The 18,370-nt window shown below is 61.2% G+C and carries 15 protein-coding genes; 11 read left to right on the top strand and 4 right to left on the bottom strand.

Translation table 11 applies throughout. The annotated features are described in order from the left end of the window. Nucleotides 1-39: 39 nt before the first annotated feature. Nucleotides 40-573 (bottom strand): Spy/CpxP family protein refolding chaperone, encoded by a 534-nt coding sequence (locus AC1RBA_RS12255; protein ID WP_492418422.1) that lies wholly within the window; start codon nucleotides 571-573, stop codon nucleotides 40-42. A 186-nt stretch (nucleotides 574-759) separates the two neighbouring features. On the opposite strand from AC1RBA_RS12255, the gene AC1RBA_RS12250 reads away from it, so the two are divergent. The 5 genes from AC1RBA_RS12250 to AC1RBA_RS12230 all read left to right on the top strand — a co-directional run bounded on the left by AC1RBA_RS12250 (nucleotide 760) and on the right by AC1RBA_RS12230 (nucleotide 8,378). Beyond that, on the top strand, nucleotides 760-1,488 hold the full coding sequence (locus AC1RBA_RS12250) for a response regulator (RefSeq protein WP_034753223.1): 729 nt from the start codon (nucleotides 760-762) through the stop codon (nucleotides 1,486-1,488). After that, nucleotides 1,485-2,843 (top strand): ATP-binding protein, encoded by a 1,359-nt coding sequence (locus tag AC1RBA_RS12245; RefSeq protein WP_070292329.1) that lies wholly within the window; start codon nucleotides 1,485-1,487, stop codon nucleotides 2,841-2,843. The genes AC1RBA_RS12250 and AC1RBA_RS12245 overlap by 4 nt, the downstream gene beginning before the upstream one ends. An 88-nt stretch (nucleotides 2,844-2,931) precedes the next feature. Then, the gene (locus tag AC1RBA_RS12240) at nucleotides 2,932-4,104 is read left to right on the top strand and encodes an efflux RND transporter periplasmic adaptor subunit (protein ID WP_492418420.1); all 1,173 of its coding nucleotides are present in this window, start codon (nucleotides 2,932-2,934) and stop codon (nucleotides 4,102-4,104) included. Beyond that, complete coding sequence (locus AC1RBA_RS12235) at nucleotides 4,101-7,211, top strand: efflux RND transporter permease subunit (RefSeq protein ID WP_492418418.1); 3,111 nt, start codon at nucleotides 4,101-4,103, stop codon at nucleotides 7,209-7,211. Before AC1RBA_RS12240 ends, AC1RBA_RS12235 begins: the two co-directional genes overlap by 4 nt. A 318-nt stretch (nucleotides 7,212-7,529) precedes the next feature. Next, nucleotides 7,530-8,378, top strand: coding sequence for a hypothetical protein (locus tag AC1RBA_RS12230; RefSeq protein WP_083287974.1), 849 nt, complete (start codon nucleotides 7,530-7,532; stop codon nucleotides 8,376-8,378). A 76-nt stretch (nucleotides 8,379-8,454) separates the two neighbouring features. Here the strand turns inward: AC1RBA_RS12230 and yihA are convergent, their stop codons facing one another. Further along, the gene (yihA, locus tag AC1RBA_RS12225) at nucleotides 8,455-9,192 is read right to left on the bottom strand and encodes a ribosome biogenesis GTP-binding protein YihA/YsxC (RefSeq protein WP_070221698.1); all 738 of its coding nucleotides are present in this window, start codon (nucleotides 9,190-9,192) and stop codon (nucleotides 8,455-8,457) included. A gap of 186 nt (nucleotides 9,193-9,378) precedes the next feature. Here yihA and AC1RBA_RS12220 point away from each other — a divergent pair, with 186 nt between their 5' ends. The 5 genes from AC1RBA_RS12220 to msrQ all read left to right on the top strand — a co-directional run bounded on the left by AC1RBA_RS12220 (nucleotide 9,379) and on the right by msrQ (nucleotide 15,273). After that, on the top strand, nucleotides 9,379-10,050 hold the full coding sequence (locus tag AC1RBA_RS12220) for a c-type cytochrome (protein ID WP_492418416.1): 672 nt from the start codon (nucleotides 9,379-9,381) through the stop codon (nucleotides 10,048-10,050). Between the two features lie 185 nt (nucleotides 10,051-10,235). Beyond that, nucleotides 10,236-12,332: a cytochrome c biogenesis protein ResB gene (locus AC1RBA_RS12215; protein WP_492418414.1), complete on the top strand. Its 2,097-nt coding sequence runs from the start codon at nucleotides 10,236-10,238 to the stop codon at nucleotides 12,330-12,332. A 64-nt stretch (nucleotides 12,333-12,396) separates the two neighbouring features. Further along, complete coding sequence (gene ccsB / locus AC1RBA_RS12210) at nucleotides 12,397-13,548, top strand: c-type cytochrome biogenesis protein CcsB (RefSeq protein WP_070221695.1); 1,152 nt, start codon at nucleotides 12,397-12,399, stop codon at nucleotides 13,546-13,548. A gap of 84 nt (nucleotides 13,549-13,632) precedes the next feature. Next, complete coding sequence (gene msrP / locus AC1RBA_RS12205; protein ID WP_070221694.1) at nucleotides 13,633-14,610, top strand: protein-methionine-sulfoxide reductase catalytic subunit MsrP; 978 nt, start codon at nucleotides 13,633-13,635, stop codon at nucleotides 14,608-14,610. A gap of 9 nt (nucleotides 14,611-14,619) precedes the next feature. Then, on the top strand, nucleotides 14,620-15,273 hold the full coding sequence (msrQ, locus tag AC1RBA_RS12200; protein ID WP_492418412.1) for a protein-methionine-sulfoxide reductase heme-binding subunit MsrQ: 654 nt from the start codon (nucleotides 14,620-14,622) through the stop codon (nucleotides 15,271-15,273). Here the strand turns inward: msrQ and lptM are convergent. Next, a complete protein-coding gene (lptM, locus tag AC1RBA_RS12195) occupies nucleotides 15,270-15,452 on the bottom strand; it encodes an LPS translocon maturation chaperone LptM (RefSeq protein ID WP_070221692.1) in 183 nt (60 codons plus the stop codon). The genes msrQ and lptM overlap by 4 nt on opposite strands. A 40-nt stretch (nucleotides 15,453-15,492) precedes the next feature. Here lptM and cyaY point away from each other — a divergent pair, with 40 nt between their 5' ends. Continuing rightward, the gene (gene cyaY / locus AC1RBA_RS12190) at nucleotides 15,493-15,822 is read left to right on the top strand and encodes an iron donor protein CyaY (protein ID WP_070221691.1); all 330 of its coding nucleotides are present in this window, start codon (nucleotides 15,493-15,495) and stop codon (nucleotides 15,820-15,822) included. Nucleotides 15,823-15,960: 138 nt separating this feature from the next. Here cyaY and AC1RBA_RS12185 read toward each other — a convergent pair whose 3' ends face one another. After that, nucleotides 15,961-18,306 carry a penicillin-binding protein 1A gene (locus AC1RBA_RS12185; protein ID WP_070221690.1) on the bottom strand — a complete coding sequence of 782 codons (2,346 nt, stop codon included), beginning with the start codon at nucleotides 18,304-18,306 and terminating at the stop codon, nucleotides 15,961-15,963. Nucleotides 18,307-18,370 lie beyond the last annotated feature (64 nt).

The following is an 18,370-nucleotide window of genomic DNA, read 5'->3' as shown; positions in this document are numbered from 1 at the left end:
GTCGGATGACGCGGCGTTGCCGCTAATCCGACCTACGATTTACCCTGCTTTCGGATGCTGCTGCATGCCATGGTGGCCACCGCGATGGCCGCCGTGCCGGCCGGCCGGCACGCTGTCATCAAACACTTTCTTTTGCTCCGGCGTCAGCACGGCATAAAAGGTTTTCAACGAGGCCAGGCGGCTTTCCTGGTCTGCGATGCGTTCCTTCGACATGGCGATCCATTGTTCCATGCGTTCCGGCGCCGACAGCTTGGCCATCGCTTCGTGCCTGGCCTTCCAGTCGCCCATCGGTTTTTTCGGCGCATTGGCGGCCGTGAACGTGGCCCAGGCCGGTTCCTGGGCGGCCGTCAGCTTCAGCTTGTCATGCAGGCGGCCCTGGTACTTGGCCATGCGCTCGGCCGGGTTGCCACCGCGGTGCTGGCCGCGCTGGCCTTCATGTTGCATCTTGGTGCTGGCCGCAGGCGCGCTGGCGGCCGCTTCCTGGGCGTGGACGGTCAGCGATGCCGCACCCATGCCGAGTACGCTCATGGCGATGATCAAATTCTTGCGCAAGGTTGTCATTGAGGCGTTCATCTGGATTCCTTTGTAAAAGTGAGGGATGTACATGTTGCTGCACATGAATCCATGTTGGACGCCCCATGTTTCCCCGAAGTGTCCGCTGCCAGACAGTTTGTATCTATATGTTTCTTCGGGTCTTCTATATACAAGACGATACAAATGCGTTGTGCAAGGGCGGGGGAAGTGGGGATAATTCGTACCATGGAACCCACTTCTACAATTCTCATCGTCGACGACGACCGCGATATCCGCAGCTTGCTGGCGGACTACCTGGAAACGAACGCCTACCGCACCCTGGGCGCGGCGGATGGCACGGCCATGTGGAAAATCCTCGATGAAACGCGGCCCGATTTGATCGTGCTCGACTTGAACCTGCCCGGCGACGACGGCCTGACCCTGTGCCGCAAGCTGCGCGCCCAATCGACGGTGCCGGTGATCATGTTGACTGCGCGCAATGAGCCGCTGGACCGTATCCTGGGCCTGGAGATGGGCGCCGACGATTACTTGCCGAAACCGTTCGAGCCGCGCGAATTGCTGGCGCGCATACGCAGTGTCTTGCGCCGCAGCCATGCCATGCCGTCGAACGTCCCGTCGGACAAGGCGCAGCAAATCCGCTTTTCCGGCTGGACCCTCGACTTGACGGCGCGCCACCTGCTCAATCCCAGCGGCCTGGTGATCATGCTGTCGGGCGCGGAATTTCGCTTGCTGCGCGTGTTCCTCGAGCACCCGAACCGCGTGCTCAACCGCGACCAGTTGCTGAACCTGACGCAGGGCCGCGACGCGGACCCGTTCGACCGCTCGATCGATATCCAGATCAGCCGCCTGCGGCAAAAGCTCGGTGAAGATGCCCGCTTGCCGCAAATCATCAAGACCGTGCGCAACGGCGGCTACGTGCTGGCCGGCCAGGTCAATGTGGAGCCGCACGCGTGAAGGCCTTCCTGGGATCGATGACGGGCCGTGTTTTTATGTTTTTGCTGATCGGCATCGTCGCTTCGGCCGCGCTGACGCAGTGGCTGGCCGTGGGCGAACGCCAGCGCGCCATCGAGCAATACCGCGACTACCACGCCGTCGAGCGGGCCGAGCAGCTGGTGATGGCGGCCGACGTGGTGCCGCTGGCCTCGCGCGCCGCGTACCTGAAGGTGGCCAACAAGGGCAGCGTACGCCTGGAATTGCGTCCCGACGTCGAGCATGTGCCGGGCAAGCCGACGGAATTTTCCTCCGCCCTGCAAGCCAAATTGGGCGAAGGCTTCAAGGTCAGCGCGCTGGCCGAGCGCCCGGAAGCCTGTGTCAAGCCGCGCCAGTCGCCGGGCATGTTTTCCGCCAAGCCATGGGGCGGTACCTGCGAAAACCTCGACGTGCGCATGCAGGATGGCCACGTGTTGCGCCTGATGGTCTTGCCGCCGCGCCAGCAGCCGCCGTTCAATGAACATAACGACTGGATGACTCTGCTGCCTTTCCTGATCAGCATCGCCATCCTCGCCTACCTGGTCACGCGCATGACCATGCGCCCGCTCAAGCAACTGGCGCAGGCGGCGAAAGACCTCGGTAACGACATCAACCATCCGCCGCTGACCCTGTCGGGCGCCAGCGAGATCCGCCAGGCCAGCGCCGCCTTCAATGCCATGCAGGCGCGTATCCGTCAGCATATTTCCCAGCGTACACAGATGCTCGCTGCCATCACGCACGACTTGCAGACGCCGCTGACGCGCTTGCGCCTGCGCCTGGAAAAAGTGGCCGATACGGAATTGTATGACCGTCTGGTGGGCGACCTGTCGGCCATGCAGAGCATGGTCAAGGAGGGGCTGGACCTGGCCCGTTCGATGGATAGCACGGAAGCGATGCAGGCGCTCGATCTCGATTCGCTGTTGGATAGCGTTTGCTCCGACGCGGCCGATGCGGGCCAGAATGTGACCCTGGCCGGGCAGGCCGGCATGGCCTTGATGGCGCGCCCGATCGCCATGCGGCGCTGCCTGGTGAACCTGATCGACAATGCCGTCAAATATGGCCAGTACGCGCAGGTGACCGTCGAGCGCATCGCCGGCGCGGCACGCATCCGCATCCGCGATGGCGGGCCGGGGATTGCGCCAGATCAGCTGGCCAAGGTGTTCGAACCGTTTTACCGGATAGAAACCTCGCGTTCGCGCGAATCGGGCGGTACGGGCCTGGGCCTGACCATCGCGCGCAATATCGCCGAGCAGCACGGCGCCACGGTTTTGCTGGCCAATCACGTCGACGGTGGACTGGAAGTCACCCTCATCGTGCCAGAGTATTACGCAGGAAAGTGAGCATTTCCGTGCGACAATATTGCGCGTTAGGCCTCCCTGGCAACTACATTCAACCTGCAGCCCTGCGCTGCGACAGCGTGACAGAACAATGAAAAAGACTAGTCTGGCAATCCTCGTGGGTGCGGCCCTGTGTATCGGTGGCGGCATCTGGTATTTCAATCATCAGCCGGGCAAAGCGGCCGCTGGGCAGGATGGCAAAGGGGGCAAGGGCGGGCAGGCGCCGACGACGGTGAGCGTGGTCGCGCCGGTGCGCCAGGATGTGCCGATGCTGCTGCAAGCCAATGGCAGCGTGACGCCGATCAGCAGCGTCGACTTGCATCCGCAGACGACCAGCACGATTACCAAGGTGCACATCCGCGAAGGCCAGTTCGTCAAGCAGGGCGAGCTGATGTTTACGCTGGATGCGCGCAGCGAGCATGCGAACGTCGACAAGGCGCAGGCGCAGGTCTTGCGCGACCGCGCCTCGGTAGCCGATCTCGAACGCCAGCTCAAGCGCAACCAGGATTTGTTGAGCAAGAATTTCATCGCCCAGGGCGCCGTGGACACGCTGCAAAGCCAGCTCGACGCGGCACGCGCCTTGCTGGCCGCCGACCAGGCCGCCTTGCGCGCCGCCCAGGTCGACTCCAGCTACACCGTCCTGCGCGCGCCGCAGGCGGGCCGGGTGGGCGCCATCAATGTCTACGCGGGCAGCCTGGTGCAGCCGGCCACGTCGCTCACCAGCATCACCCAGCTCGACCCGATCGACGTGGTCTTCACCTTGCCGGAAAGCAGCCTGTCGGGCTTGCTGGCGGCGCAAAAGGCGGGCGAGGTACCCGTCACGGCCCTGTTGTCGGACGCGGGCGGCAAGCAGCTCGATGGCAAACTGAACTTTATCGACAATGCCGTCGACCCCGCTACGGGCGTCATCAAGGTCAAGGCGCGCTTCAACAATGGCGGCACCGACCTGTGGCCTGGCCAGTACGTGAATACGCAGCTGACCGTGCGCACGCTCAACGATGCGCTGGTGATCCCGCAAAACGCCATCATCACGAGTACCGCCGGCACCTTCGTGTACTCGATGGAGGCGGACAACACGGCCAAGATGCGCAAGATTACCCGCGTGTATGCATTCGGACCGAGCGCCGTCGTCACCGGCCTGGTGGGCGATGAAAAAGTCATCGTCGACGGCAAGCAGAACTTGCGCCCGGGTAGCAAGGTGCGCCTGGCGGAAAAACACAAGGCTGCCGACGGCGCCGCCGCAGCGCAGGGCAAGCCAGCATGAACCTGTCCGAACTGAGCATCCGCCGCCCCGTCATGGTGGTGTTGCTGTCCCTCTCCATCATCCTGGCCGGCGTGCTGGCCTATCTGCAAATTCCCGTGGCGGCCTTGCCGAGCTACAACACGCCCGTCATCAACGTCAGCGCCGACCTGGCCGGCGCCAGCCCGGAAACCATGGCCTCGTCGGTGGCCTTGCCGCTGGAAAAGCAGTTTTCCACCATTTCCGGCCTGAGCCTGATCACGTCCACGAGTACCCTGGGCAATACGTCGCTGACCCTGGAGTTTGACGCCAGCATCAATGTCAACGAGGCGGCCGTCGATGTGCAGGCGGCCCTGCTGCGCGCACAGCGACAGTTGCCGACGGAAATGACGGATTTGCCGTCTTACCGCAAGGTCAATCCGGCCGATGCGCCGGTGCTGTTCATCCAGATGACGTCGCCCTCGCTGAACTTGTCGGATCTCAATGATTATGCGGAAAACCTGATCGCGCCCAGCCTGTCGACCCTGCCTGGCGTCGCCCAGGTCATCGTCAATGGCCAGAAACGCTTCGCCGTGCGCGTGCGCGCCCGTGCCGACCTGATGAATGCGCGCAACCTGACGATGGACGAGCTGGCTGTTGCTTTGCGCACCTCGAACACGAATTCCCCGCTGGGCATCCTTGACGGTCCGAGCCAGACCCTGACTATCCAGGGTAATCCACAAATGATGAAGGCGGCTGATTTTGCCGAACTGATCATCGCCAGCCGCAACGGCCAGCCCGTGCGCCTGAAAGACGTGGCCGAGGTGGAAGACAGCTTTCAATCGATCAAGTCCGTCGGCAGTTTCAACGGCGAGCGCTCGATCAGCCTGATGGTGCAGCGCCAGCCGGACGCCAACACCGTGCAAGTGGTCGACGGCGTGCGCCGTTTGCTGCCGGGCTTCAAGGAGCAATTGCCGCAGTCGATACAAATCAGCCTGGTCAACGACCGTTCGCTGTCGATCCGCGAAGCCATCCACGACGTCAATCTGACCCTGGCGCTGACGGTGGTGCTGGTGGTGCTGGTGATCTTTTTGTTCCTGCACCGCGCGGCCGCGACCTTCATTCCGGCCGTCACCATGCCGATCTCGCTGCTCGGTGCGCTGGCCCTGCTGTACTGGCTCGGCTACAGCCTCGACAACGTGTCCCTGCTGGGCATTACCTTGGCCGTGGGCTTGGTCGTCGACGATGCCATCGTGGTGCTGGAAAACATCGTGCGCCATATCGAGATGGGCAAGAAACCGATACGCGCGGCCCTGGAAGGGGCGAAAGAGATGGGCTTTACCATCATCTCGATTTCCGTCTCGCTGGTGGCCGTGTTCATCCCCATTTTCTTCATGCCGGGCGTGATCGGCTTGCTGTTCCACGAGTTCGCCGTTGTCGTCTCGCTGGCCGTGCTGGTGTCCGCCGTCGTGTCGCTGACCCTGGTGCCGATGCTGGCCAGCCGCTTCCTGCCGGCCGACTCGCGCGAGCACAATGACAGCGACCCCAGTCATGGCGAGAAAACCTTTATCGGCCGCCATTTCGAAGCCGGTTTCACGAAATTGCGCAACGGCTATGTGCATCTGCTCGACAAGGCTCTGGCGCACCGCAATGTGGTGCTGTTCGTTGCCGTGTGCACCTTTGCGCTGACGGTGCTGCTGTACGCGACCATTCCCAAAGGTTTCTTCCCCGAAGAAGACCTGGGCCAGATCCAGGTGAATACGGAAGCGTCGGAAGATATTTCGTCCGCGGCATTGCAGGACTTGCAAGCCCGCGTGGCGGCCGTGCTCAAGGCGGACCCAAGCGTGCAGGACGTGACGTCGTTCGTCGGCGGCGGCAACACGGGCCGCATGTTCATGGTCTTGAAACCGCGCAGCGAGCGCCCGAAAATGCCCGTGGTGCTGGAAAACCTGCGCCGCGCGGCGGGCACCGTGCCCGGCATGGCCGTGTATTTCCGGCCCGTGCAAAACTTGCAGCTGGGCGGGCGCCAGAGCAAGAGCCGCTACCAGTACACCTTGCAAAGCGTCAGTCCCGACGCCCTGAATGACTGGGCGGAAAAGTTCATTGCAGGCATGCGCACCGATCCCGCCTTCCGCGACGTCACCAGCGATTCGCAGATCAAGGGCTTGCAGGCATCGCTCCGGATCGACCGCGACAAGGCCAACCTGCTGGGCGTGCAGATGTCCGATATCCGCACGGCACTGTACAGCGCCTTTGGCGAGCGGCAAGTGTCGACCATCTATTCGTCGGCGGCCAGCTATTACGTGATCCTGGAAGCGGCCACGGCGGACCGCCAGTATGACGATGCGCTCACGCGCGTGTCCGTGCGCAGCAAGTCGGGCGAACTGGTGAAATTGTCGAGCATTGCCTACGTGGGACGCACGATCGGCCCCACCTCCGTCAACCACCAGGGGCAGCTGCAAGCCGTCACCATCGCCTTCAACCTGGCGCCGGACGTGCCGCTGGGGATCGCCACGGGCAAGATCGACGCAATGGCCAAGGACATGAGCTTGCCGGCCTCCATCATCACGCGCTACGGCGGCGACGCGGCCGTGTTCCAGAGCTCGCAATCGAGTCAGATCATCCTCATCATTGCCGCGCTGGGCGTGATCTATGTGCTGCTCGGCGTGCTGTATGAAAGCTATATCCACCCGCTCACCATCCTGGCCGGCTTGCCGTCGGCGGCCGTGGGCGCGCTGTTGACCTTGCGCCTGTTCGGCATGGACCTGACCATGATCGCCATCATCGGCATTTTGATGCTGATCGGTATCGTCAAGAAAAACGCCATCATGATGATCGACTTCGCCCTGCATGCGCAGCGCAACGAAGGGCTGGCGCCGGTAGAGGCCATCCGCCAGGCCTGCATCCTGCGTTTTCGTCCCATCATGATGACGACGGCGGCGGCCCTGATGGGCGCCTTGCCGATCGCTCTGGGCCTGGGCGCCGGCGCCGAGCTGCGCCAGCCGCTTGGGCTGGCCGTGGTCGGTGGCTTGTTGTTTTCACAAGTGATTACCCTGTTCATCACCCCCGTCATCTATTTATTCCTGGACAAGTACAGCGGCACGGGGCCGATGACGGACGAGCAACTGGTGGCGCTCGACAACAAGGCTTGAGCGCATGCGTGACTGATGACCCGTGACCGGCGCCCCATTTCTGCGTGAATGGGGCGCCGGTTTTGTATGGGCAGTGATACATACGGTAACAACCGTCAAGGGATGGCTCGGGTACTCTGGTCAGCGCTGCAAGGAATGTCGCTATCCTGTACGCTTCGGGTTGGAAAGGCCGAGGAAGTGTTCCCAAAAGCAAGGGACTCTGGCACTATGGCTGCCCTGTAATGTTATTTCTTCGCTACACAGAAAGCACGATTCATTTTGCATGACACGACCCATTTGTTGGCTGCCGATTCCGATGTTTGCCCCACCTGCGGGCAAGTGATCCAGCCACCTCCGGCCTACGGGTCCAAGACCAGCACCACGCGCAAGGTTGCGCTCGGCGTGTCCGTCTTGCTGCACGTGCTGCTGGCGGCGTATGTCCTGTTGCGCAGTGACACCATCGAAAAGATTCCGCCGCCGAAGAAGGAAAGCGCGATGGTCTACATCGCGCCGCTGAAGGACAAGCCGCAACCGAAGCCGCAGCCCAAGCCCACACCCAAGCCAAAGGACACGAAAGTGGCCAAGGTGAAACCGCCGCCGGCCCCGAGCAAGCGTGTGGTCACAAAAGACGTGCCGCGCGATAAACCGAAACTGGAAACCTACACGCCGCCGCTGGTATCGAAAGTGCCGTTGCCGCCGCCGCCCGCTGAAGACATGAGTTCGATGATCGAGCAGCGCCGCAAGCAGCGCGAGGCGCAGAACCCCGCGCCGCCGGCCGAAGAAAGCGAAAACGACCGTGCCATGCGTGTTGCCAAGGCGAATATCGCCGGCGCGCAGGGACGCAATTCCGGCAGCGACCGCGAGGATTCGGGCGGCGTGTTTTCCATCGTCAACCAGACCTCGTTCAGCGCCGAAGTCAAGTTCAAGGGCTGGAACGGCAACTTCAAGCGCAACTGGCTGAAGCAGGAAAAAGTGGAACTGGGCAACGAGCCCGATATCGAAACGGCCATCATCAAGAAGATGATCCAGCTGATCCGTGCCGAAAAGCCCGGCGATTTCGTCTGGGAATCACGCCGCCTGGGGCGTAACGTCAACCTCAGCGCCCGCGTGGAAGACACGGCCGAGCTGAGCGCCTTCCTGCGCCAGGAATTCTTTTCCGAGAAGCGGCCAGGACCGGGACGGCGCTAGGCGCCCGGCGCCCGCGCAATAAAAAAGGCTGTACCGTGTGAACGGGCAGCCTTTTTTTACGCAGCGTTGATCTCGATCAAGCCGGCTTGTCGGATTCCGGCTCGACGTCGTCTTCCATGTCGATCAGGTCGACCATCTGGGCCGCGCCATCTTCGCTGATGCCGGCCAGTTCCATGATCTTGTCGTTGGCTTCGTCGATACCGACTCTTTTCAGGGCCGAGAACAGTTGCACGGTGAACGGGAAGCCGACGCCGTCTTCGTCCACATAGCTGTCGAGCTTGGCTTTCGCCTGGCGCAAGGCATTCACGGATTCATTGCGGTTCAGCTTATCGACTTTCGTCAGGATGCAGTGAATCGGTTTGCCCGTCGGGGCGAACCATTCCAGCATCTGGATGTCCAGGTCGGTGAACGGGCGGCGCGAATCCATGATCAGGATCAAACCGGCCAATTGTTCGCGGCGCTGCACGTAGTCGCCCAGCAGGCGCTGCCAGTGCAATTTCGCCGAGCCCGATACTTCCGCGTAGCCGTAGCCCGGCAAGTCGACCAGCAGGCATTCGATCTCTTCGACGATGGTGGCATCCTTGCGGTGCTGCGCCACGTGGGCGCCGCCGATGGAGAAGTAGTTGATGTGCTGGGTACGGCCAGGTGTCTTGGAGGCGAACGCCAAACCTTTCTGATTACACAAGATGTTGATGGCGGTCGATTTACCGGCATTGGAGCGGCCGGCAAAGGCGATTTCCGGCACCGTGGTATCGGGCAGGTCACGCAATTGGTTGACGGTCGTAAAGAAGCGGGCTTGCCAGAGTTTTGACATGGGAGTAGTAAAGCAACAAAAGGGAGCGATAAGGGAGCGATAACGCCAAGAAGCTATTGTACAATAAGGGGTTGTTTATTGTTGCCGGCGTAGCAGCGATGCGGCTTGCGGCCCTGAAAATAAAGCAAAAATCCACAGGGCGCGGCAATGTCCACCACTAATTTCTCACTGTCTCAGGGTGCCTGAATGAATCGTGCGTTTTCACCGTTGTTCAAATCCATGCTGCTCGCTTTGCTGGCTGTATCGGCAACTGCCTCCGCGGTCGAAGCACCAAAACCGGCCGTCAAGGCCGACGCTGCCAAGGGCGCTACCCTGTACGCCGATGGCGATGCGGCGCGCGGCTTGCCCGCCTGCGTCTCCTGCCATGGCGCGGCCGGCAATTCGACCATCACGGTCAATCCGAAGCTGGCCGGCCAGCACGAAAGCTATATCTACAAGCAACTGGTCGACTTCACCACGCCGGAACGCAACCAGCCCGTCATGACGACGTACGCGAAGATGCTCAGCGACGCCGACAAGAAGAATATCGCCGCCTACCTGGGCGCGCAGCTGTCCAAGCCGGGTGCCGCGAAAAACAAGGATACGATTGATTTGGGCAAGAAAATCTACCGTGGTGGTATTGCTTCCAAGCAAATTGCCGCCTGCGCCAGCTGTCATGGCGCGACGGGCAATGGCATTCCCGTCCAGTATCCGCGCATCGCCGGCCAGCACCAGGATTACACGGTGGCCCAGCTGACGATGTTCCGCAGCACCAAGGCGGACGCCCGCAAGAACAGCGCGCAAATGCACACCATCGCCGCCCGCATGTCGGATGACGAAATCGCCGCCGTGGCCGACTATATCGCCGGCCTGAAGTAAGTTTTCATAGTGGCAAGAGATTGCCAGGCGCAGCAGCGCGCGTGAACAAGGGCGGCCGTTTCCACAGGCTGCCCTTTTTCATGGCAGGGGCCAAACAGGAGTATGCTGCCGCCTTGCGCGGAGAAACACTCTGCTCCATGCCTACATTTCCTTGAAGATTGCATATCCCGTATGAGTATCCACGTATGAGCACAGGCACGACCGGAATCGAGTTAAAGAACCAACGCCGCAGCCTGGCTGAATTCGTCGAGCTGGTCTCGTCGATGCGCTTTGCCATCAGCTTGCTGACCCTGATCGCCGTCGCCTCCATCATCGGCACCGTGCTCAAGCAAAACGAGCCCATGCCCAATTATGTCAACCAGTTCGGTCCGTTCTGGTTTGCCGTCTTCGACAAGCTGAGCCTGTATTCCGTGTATTCGGCCTGGTGGTTCCTCGTCATCATGGGCTTCCTCGTCGCCTCGACCTCGCTGTGCATCGTGCGCAATGCGCCGAAGATGCTCAAGGACATGCGCAGCTGGCGCGAAACCGTGCGCGAGCAATCCTTGCGCAATTTCCACCACAAGCTGGAATGGCAGGCGCCGCTGCCGCGCGCCGTGCTGGCGCAGCAGATGGTGATGCGCCTGAAAGACGCCGGTTACGGGGCCAAGGTGGTCGAGAAGGACAACGCCACCCTGGTGGCGGCCAAGCGGGGCGCCGCGAATAAATGGGGCTATATCTTTGCCCATGGCGCCATCGTCATCATTTGCGTGGGCGGCTTGCTCGATTCGGAAATGCCGATCCGCGTACAGCAATGGTTCTTTGGCAAGACGCCGTTTTCCGGCAGTGGCGTGATCGCCGACATTCCCGCCCAGCACCGTCTGAGCCTGTCGAATCCTACTTTCCGCGGCAACACCATGATCCCGGAAGGCTCGTCGAGCAACACGGCCATCATTCCCCAGGCCGATGGCGTGCTGATCCAGGATCTGCCCATCACCATCCTGCTGAAGAAATTCCACATCGATTTCTACAGCACGGGCATGCCCAAGCTGTTCGCCAGCGATGTCGTCATCACCGACCATGCAACGGGAGAAAGTTTTCCTGCAACCATCAAGGTCAACCAGCCGCTGCTGTACAAGGGCCTGGCCCTGTACCAGTCCAGCTTTGAGGATGGCGGCAGCAAGCTCAAGTTGACCGGTTTTCCCATGACGGGCAAGACGACGAAACGCTTCGATATCGGCGGCGAAGTGGGCGGCAGCACGCCGCTCGAGCGCAGCGACGGCAATTCCTACACGGTGGAATGGTCGGGTTTCCGTCCGTTTAACGTGGAAAACCTCAGCGCGGGCCAGGACGTGCGCGCCGTCAACAAGGCGGAAAGTTTCAATGATAAATTCGCCGTCGGCCTCGATAAGCGCCTCGGGTCGGCCGCGAAAAACGCCAACAACAAGGATCTCAAGAACGTGGGGCCGTCGGTGCAATACAAATTGCGCGACAAGACGGGACAGGCGCGCGAGTACCAGAACTATATGCAGCCGGTCACGGTCGATGGCACGACGGTGTTCCTGGCCGGCATGCGCGTCAACCCCAGCGACCCGTTCAGCTATCTGCGCATTCCCGCCGACGACAATGTCAGCGTGAATGAGTGGATGCGCTTGCGTGCCGCGCTGCAAGATCCAGCGCTGCGCCAGCAGGCCGCCGCCCGCTATGCGGCGCGCGCCATGCCGCAGGCGAACGCGGAAGCCTTGCGCGGCCAGTTGCAGGAATCGGCGGCGAAAAGCCTGGGCATTTTTGCCGGCAACGGGCAAGAGGGCGGTTTCCTCGCCATTTCTCGTTTCCTGGAGAAAATCCCTGCCGCCGAGCAAGAAAAAGCGGCCGATATCTTCATGAAAATCCTCAATGGCAGCCTGTGGGACTTGTGGCAGGCGGCACGCGCCCAGGATGGCTTGAAAGCCGTCGAGGCCGATGACAAGCACGGCCGCTTCCTGCAGCTGGCCACGAATGCGCTGTCCGACAGCTTCTTCTATGGCGCGCCCGTGTACCTGCAGCTTGACGACTTTACGGAAATCAAGGCCTCCGTGCTGCAGGTGACGCGTTCGCCGGGCAAGAGCGTGGTCTACCTCGGTTGCCTGTTCCTCGTGATCGGCGTATTTTCCATGTTTTATATCCGCGAGCGCCGCCTGTGGGTGTGGATCAAGGATGGCGAGGGCGGCAGCGAGGCCCTGATGGCCATGAGCACGCAACGCAAGACGCTGGATTTTGAAAAAGAATTTGAGAACTTGAAGGCAAAGCTGCCGCAATCGGCGTAAGCTGCGCTGAGTTGGATTGGCTGAGTTTCGGGACGCTTGCGCGTCGCCGGGAATGGAGAAAATGATGGAATTGGCAAACAAGCAAATATATACGCAGGAAGCAGGATTTTTCAAGCGCCTGAGCCTGATCGATTGGCTGTACGGCGCCGGCTTGCTGGCGGCCTCACTGTTCGGCCTGATGCGCTTTGGCGCCTTCATGGATATCTATGAAAAGGCCATCCTGCTGGCCGCGGCGCCCACGTTCGCGTGGCTGGGCTGGTACTGGAAGCCCGTGCGCTGGCTGATCCCGCTGGCTGCCGTGCTGTCGTTGTTCGCCATCGAACTGTATAGCGGCCACCTGGAGATGGCGAACCAGAAATTCTTCCTGAAATACATCTTGTCGAGCCAATCGGCCATCCTGTGGATGGGCACCCTGTTCGTGCTGTCGACCCTGTTCTACTGGATCGGCCTGGTGGCGCGTTCTGAATTCGGTTCGTCCGTCGGCTCCCTGCTGTGCTGGGCCGGCGTGGTGCTGGGCCTGACGGGCATGCTGGTGCGCTGGTACGAGTCTTACCTGATCGGCGCCGACGTGGGTCACATTCCCGTGTCGAACCTGTATGAAGTGTTCATCCTGTTTTCCCTGATCACGGCCATGTTCTACCTGTATTACGAGCAGCATTATGCGACGCGCCAGCTGGGCGCCTTCGTCATGCTGGTCATTTCGGCGGCCGTCGTGTTCCTGATGTGGTACACGGTCACGCGCGACGCGGCGGAAATCCAGCCGCTGGTGCCGGCCCTGCAAAGCTGGTGGATGAAGATCCACGTACCGGCCAACTTCATCGGCTACGGCACGTTTGCCCTGTCGGCCATGGTGGCGGCGGCCTACCTGCTCAAATCGAGCGGCTATCTGGTCGACCGGCTGCCGTCGCTGGAAGTGCTCGACGACGTCATGTACAAGGCCATTTCCGTCGGTTTCGCTTTCTTCACGGTAGCGACCATCCTGGGCGCCCTGTGGGCGGCTGAAGCGTGGGGCGGCTACTGGTCGTGGGACCCGAAGGAAACGTGGGCGCTGATCGTCTGGCTCAACTATGCAGCCTGGCTGCACATGCGATTGATGACGGGCTTGCGCGGCCGCGTCGCCTCGTGGTGGGCGCTGGTGGGCTTGCTGGTGACCACGTTTGCCTTCCTGGGCGTGAATATGTTCCTTTCAGGTTTGCACTCTTACGGCAAGCTGTAATTCATTTTTGCATGACAGAAGCGTCATGAACGGCCCGGAAAAACTGGTGTAAGGTATATCCAATCACCTTTTTCCGGAGCCGCCATGTTGATCAAGCGCAGTCCCAACGGCATTGAGTTGCCGTACTCTTCCGAAATCACGCCGCGCGCCGTGTTTGAATCGCGCCGCAGCTTCATCAAGCAAGTGGCGCTGGGCTCGATGTCCAGCGCGGCCTTGCTGGAAATGGCCAGCCGCGAAGCCTTCGCGCAAGGCACGAATCCCAAGCTGGCAGCCAAACTCAATCCCGCCTATTCGGCGCTGGACAAGCAGACGGCCTATAAAGACGCCACCAGCTACAACAATTTCTACGAATTCGGCACGGACAAGAGCGACCCTGCGCAAAACGCGGGCACCCTGCGCACGCGGCCGTGGACGGTCAGCATCGAAGGCGAAGTGAAAAAGCCGATGACGCTGGACCTCGATGCGTTGCTCAAGCTGGCGCCGCTGGAAGAGCGCGTCTACCGGCTGCGCTGCGTGGAAGGCTGGTCGATGGTGATCCCGTGGGTCGGTTACTCCTTCTCGGAAATCATCAAGAAGGTCGAGCCGACGGGCAATGCCAAGTACGTGGAATTCATCACCCTGGCCGACAAGAAGCAGATGCCGGGCGTGGGCAGCCGCGTACTGCAGTGGCCCTATACGGAAGGCTTGCGCATCGACGAAGCGAACCATCCGCTGGCGCTGCTGACCCTGGGCATGTACGGCGAAACCTTGCCGAACCAGAACGGCGCGCCCGTGCGCATGGTCTTGCCGTGGAAATATGGCTTTAAATCGGCCAAATCCATCGTCAAGATCCGTTTCGTCAAGGAACAGCCGCGCACGTCCTGGAACCTGTCGGCGCCGTCCGAATACGGTTTTTATTCGAACGTGAACCCGAACGTCGATCATCCGCGCTGGTCGCAGGCGTCCGAACGGCGCATCGGCGAAGACGGTTTTCTTGCGCGCAAGCGCAAGACCCTGATGTTCAACGGCTACAACGATGTTGCTTCCTTGTACGCGGGCATGGATCTGAAAAAGTTCTTTTAAGGAAAGACCATGGCCCTCAATCCCTCGATCAGGCAGTTGTCGCTGCTTAAAAGCCTGATCTTTTTGCTGGCGCTGCTGCCGTTCGTGCGCATGGTCTGGCTGACATACACGGGGCAACTGGTGGAGCCGCTGGAATTCATCACGCGCGGCACGGGCGACTGGACCCTGTATTTCCTGTGCATCAGCCTGGCGGTGACGCCCTTGCGGCGCTTCACCCAATGGAATTGGCTGATCAAGCTGCGGCGCATGCTGGGCCTGTTTGCGTTTTTCTACGCGGCGCTGCACTTCACCACGTTTTTATGGTTCGATCACTTTTTCGATCTGCAGGAAATGTGGAAGGATGTGCTCAAGCGGCCGTTCATCACGGTGGGCTTTATTGCCTTTGTGTTGCTGATTCCGCTGGCCGTGACGAGCACGAACGGCATGGTCAAGCGCCTGGGCGGCAAGCGCTGGCAGTGGCTGCACCGGTTGATCTATGTGATCGCGCCGCTCGGCATCCTGCACTTCTGGTGGATGAAGGCGGGCAAGCACAATTTCGCGCAACCGATCCTGTTCGGCAGCATCGTCGCGCTACTGCTGTTAATCCGCGTGGTTTTCGCCTGGAGCAAGCGCGCCAAGAACGCCAGGGCGGCGCATGCCGCCGCCCCGGTGCGCTCCGTTTAGGTCGCCGGCACGATGACGGGCGGCGGCGGCACGGGGGCCGGTTCGACGGGGCCTTTGGCCGGTGCGCCCTTGGCCGCTGGTGGCTTGGGCAGATACAGGGGACCGGGCTGGCCGCAGCCGGCCAGGACGCTAGAAACCACAATGGCGATGCCGATATAAAACGCTGAGGATGACTTCACGATTAGAATCACGGTTTGATTAAGATCTTTGGAGTGTAGCATGAGCGAATCGGAATTCCTGGCCCTGGCCGAAGCCACCCTGACCCAGATCGAGGCGGCGCTGGACCGGCTGAACGATGAAGATGTGCTCGACGTCGAATGCAGCCGCAGCGGCAATGTGCTGGAAATCGAATTCATCGACAACGGCACGAAAATCATCGTCAACAGCCAGGCTCCCATGCGCGAAATGTGGGTGGCCGCCCGTTCCGGCGGTTTCCACTACAAGCGCGTGGGCGACGAGTGGATCAACACGCGCGACGGCTCGGAACTGTTTGCGGCCTTGTCCGGCATGGCCAGCGAGCAGGCGGGCGCACCGGTGGTATTGAAGTAATTGTTTTAGCCGCGCGCAATAAAAAAGGGCAGCCTGCATGGGCTGCCCTTTTTGCTTGCGTAATCCGACAACATTTGGCGCCGGCGTGGTGTCGGGTGACGGCCTGCGGCCTAACCCGACCTACTCCATGCGCTGCCGTCAGAACAACTCGTTCTTCACGGCTTCTTTCGCCTTTTCTTCTTCCGGCGTACCGCGCGCCGCGCCTTCCAGGCTGCCGACGCCCGTGCCCGGCGGATTTTCCGCATAGTAGTACTCATCGCCCACGCGGATCAGGCCTTCCGGCACGGCGCGCTCCTCGACGGGAATGCTTTTCAGGGCTTTCGCCATGTAGCTGATCCAGATCGGCAAGGCCAGGCCGCCGCCCGTTTCCCGGTTGCCCAGGTTGCGCGGCTGGTCGTAGCCGATCCAGGCGATGCCCACCAGCTTGGCCTGGTAGCCGGCGAACCACGCATCGATGGAATCGTTGGTCGTACCCGTCTTGCCGGCCAGGTCAGGGCGCTTCAATGCCATGGCTTTATTGGCCGTGCCGAAGCGCACGACGTCGTTGAGCATGCTGTTCATCATGAAGGCATTGCGCTCGTCGATAACGCGGTTGGCTTCCTCGCCCGCCAGGTCCGGCTTGGCTTGCGACAGGACATTGCCGTCGCTGTCGGTCACCTTGGCGATCAGGTACGGGTTGATCTTGTAGCCGCCGTTGGCGAACACGGCGTAGGCGCCGGCCATCTGCAGGGGCGTCACGTTACCGGCGCCCAGTGCCAGGGTCAGGTACGGCGGGTTCTTGTCCGCGTCAAAGCCGAAGCGCGTCGCGTATTCCTGGCCATACTTGGCGCCGATCTTGTGCAGGATGCGGATGGAAATCATGTTCTTCGATTTCATCAAGCCCTTGCGCATGGTCATCGGGCCATCGTATTTGCTGTCGTAGTTCTTCGGTTCCCACGCCTGGCCGCCCGTCTGGCCCGCGTCGAACGAGATCGGCGCATCGTTGATGATGGTGGCCGGCGACAGGCCCCGTTCCAGCGAGGCGGAATAGATGAAGGGCTTGAACGCGGAACCGGGCTGGCGCCACGCCTGCGTGACGTGGTTGAACTTGTTGCGGTTGTAATCGAAGCCGCCCACCATGGCGCGGATGGCGCCGTCCGTGGTGCTGGCCGAGATGAATGCCGATTGCACTTCCGGCATCTGCGTCAGGACCCAGGCGTTGTTTTCCTGCATGACGCGGATCACGGCGCCGCGCTTGATGCGGCGGTTCGGCGCCGCTTTTTCCGACAGCCAGGCCGCGCCGAAGGTCAGGCCGGGGCCGGTAATGGTGATTTCCTCGCCGGCCGAGGTGACAGCCTGCAACGATTTGGGCGAAGCTTGCAGCACCATGGCGGCGATGATGTCGTCGCTGTCCGGGTGGTCGGCCAGCTCCGTCTCGATCGCGTCATCGGCTTCGGCCTTGGTCTTCGGAATCTCGATATACGCTTCCGGGCCGCGGTAGCCGTGGCGTTTTTCGTAATCCATCACGCCCTTGCGCAAGGCGATGTAGGCGGCGTCCTGGTCGGCCTTGGTGATGGTGGTGTAGACGTTCAGGCCGCGCGTATAGGTGTCTTCCTTGAATTGCTCGTAGACCAGCTGGCGCGCCATTTCCGACACGTATTCCGCGTGCACGCCGAAGGCGCTGCTGTCGGTTTTCACTTTCAGCTCTTCATTTTTCGCTTCTTCGTACTGCGCCGGCGTGATGTAGCCCAGCTGCGCCATGCGCTGCAGAATGTATTGCTGGCGCATGCGCGCGCGTTTCGGATTGACGACGGGATTGTAGGCCGACGGCGCTTTCGGCAAGCCGGCCAGCATGGCCGCTTCGGCCACGGTGAGGTCCTGGATATTCTTGCCGAAATAGATTTGCGCGGCCGAGGCGAAGCCGTAGGCGCGCTGTCCCAGATAAATCTGGTTCATATACACTTCGAGGATCTGGTCCTTGCTGAGGTTTTTCTCGATCTTCCATGCCAGCAAGACTTCATACGCCTTGCGTTTCAAGGTCTGTTCGCTGGACAGGAAGAAATTGCGCGCCACCTGCTGCGTGATGGTCGAGGCGCCTTGCTTGGCGCCGCCCGTCAGGTTGTGCAGGGCAGCGCGCGTGATGCCCAGGTAATCGACGCCGCCATGCTCATAGAAGCGGTCATCTTCGATGGCCAGCACGGCTTTCTTCATGACATCGGGAATATCCTTGATGTGCACCATGTTGCGCCGTTCCTCGCCGAACTCGCCGATCAGCACACTGTCGGACGTGAACACGCGCAGCGGCATCTTGGGCTTGTAATCGGTCAAGGTATCGAGCGCCGGCAGGTTCGGATAGGCCATGGCCAGACCGAAGACCACCAGCAACACGCCGACGATGCCCAGGCCCAGCAGCGATGCCAGGGCCATCAGCAGGAAACGTTTGGGTTTGCTGCCCTTGGTGGGCGGCTTCGAGCCAGCGGGGCCAGCGGATTTTGAAGATGTCATGCGTCGTATGTCTTTCGGTTAATTATGCCGGCCAATTATAAGCGAGCTTGCCGGGGTGGCAGCG

The organism is Janthinobacterium sp. GW823-FHT03B06, from assembly GCF_058796955.1.
This window is presented reverse-complemented; position numbering and strand designations above follow the sequence as displayed.